This is a genomic window from Aliiglaciecola aliphaticivorans (assembly GCF_054782055.1).
Window position 1 is genome coordinate 1 of the sequence record NZ_BAAGTF010000091.1, and the last position, 688, is coordinate 688.

Sequence of the window (688 nt, forward strand, 5' to 3'; positions counted from 1 at the left end):
CAAACTCTTGGATATTCAATAATGTCATCTTAGGTGCCTGTTTTGGTGTTTTTTTATTTTTTGGTAGAAACAAAATAACGCAATTACAGGCACTTATCTTCTTTATTTGTGGGGATCCCTCAGGCTGAAGCCCGAGTTACACCATTAAGAATGTAGGCTGGTATTTATTCCAGTACGCCTTTTTCACGGGCTAAAGCCCGAGCAACACCGTTAAGAATGTAGGCTGGTATTTATGCCAGCGCGCCTTTTCCACGGGCTAAAGCCCGAGCTACATTCATTATATATGCTCTCACATGGGGGTGAAGGAGGATGCATTTAGTTGCGCAGCAACGTTTCCGACTGAACGACATTCATGGATGAATGGCTGGAGGAAGCACCAGGGAAGGTTGACACCTAGCGGCTTATTACGTGGACAGGTATTGCATAACACACCGATGGGTTAGGTTCCCCGATTGATGGCTCTTGCGCGACAGCGCTTAGAATGAGGCCACCTTAATAATATTCGATAAATGCGCGGTTATTTTAACGGCATCAGAAACGAAAAAAGCCACCCTATTAAGGTGGCTTTATTCTAAATGGGAGTCTGGCGATGTGCTACTCTCACATGGGGAAACCCCACACTACCATCGCCGCTAACACGTTTCACTTCTGAGTTCGAGATGGGATCAGGTGGTACCGTGTCGCTAAG

At 46.1% G+C, this 688-nt stretch carries 1 rRNA gene; it reads right to left on the reverse strand.

Annotated elements, in window-relative coordinates:
- Positions 1-581 precede the first annotated feature (581 nt).
- Positions 582-688 (reverse strand): 5S ribosomal RNA (rrf, locus tag ACYVIL_RS20580); the annotation flags it as partial.